1 pseudogene is annotated in these 710 nt (G+C 60.7%); it reads left to right on the top strand.

Annotated elements, in window-relative coordinates:
• Positions 1-710, top strand: a pseudogene (locus GFY24_RS40900) (AMP-binding protein); the annotation flags it as partial.

Here is a 710-nt window from a genome sequence, read left to right as displayed (position 1 = left end):
GCCCTGCGTTGGCGGTGGGTGATTTGGTGACGATCGGTGGTCCGATTCGTGGTGTTTCGGAATGGGTGTTGGATCAGCGGTTGGAGCCTGTGCCGGTTGGTGTGGCGGGTGAGTTGTATATCGCCGGTTCTTTGTTGGCTCGTGGATACCATCACCGGGCGGGTCTGACTGCCGGGCGTTTCGTAGCGTGTCCTTGGATGCCCGGTGAACGGATGTACCGTACGGGGGATGTGGTTCGGTGGACGGCTGACGGAGCGGTTCAGCATCTGGGTCGTTCCGATTTCCAGGTGAAAATTCGGGGTCTTCGTATCGAACTCGGTGAGATCGATGCGACGCTCGCGGCCCACGAGAGCGTCGGTTTCGCCACCACCATCGGGCACCGCAGCGATTCCGGGGGCGAGTCGCTGGTTTCGTATGTTGTTGCCGCGCCGGAGCATTCGATCGATACCGCGATCTTGAACCAGCACCTCACCGACCGGTTGCCGTCCTATATGGTGCCGTCCTCGATCATGGTGCTGGATCACATCCCGTTGACACCGATGGGCAAACTGGACCGCAAGGCACTACCGGATCCGGTGTTCACCGACGACAAGGTGTTCCGAGCGCCCGAGACACTGATAGAACACACGATCGCTCGAGTGTTCACCGATGTGCTGGGTATCGACACGGTCGGTCTCGACGACTCGTTCTTCGCCCTCGGCGGCGACAGC

Origin of the sequence: Nocardia sp. SYP-A9097, from assembly GCF_009649815.1 — a bacterium.
Lineage (GTDB): Bacteria > Actinomycetota > Actinomycetes > Mycobacteriales > Mycobacteriaceae > Nocardia.
This window is presented reverse-complemented; position numbering and strand designations above follow the sequence as displayed.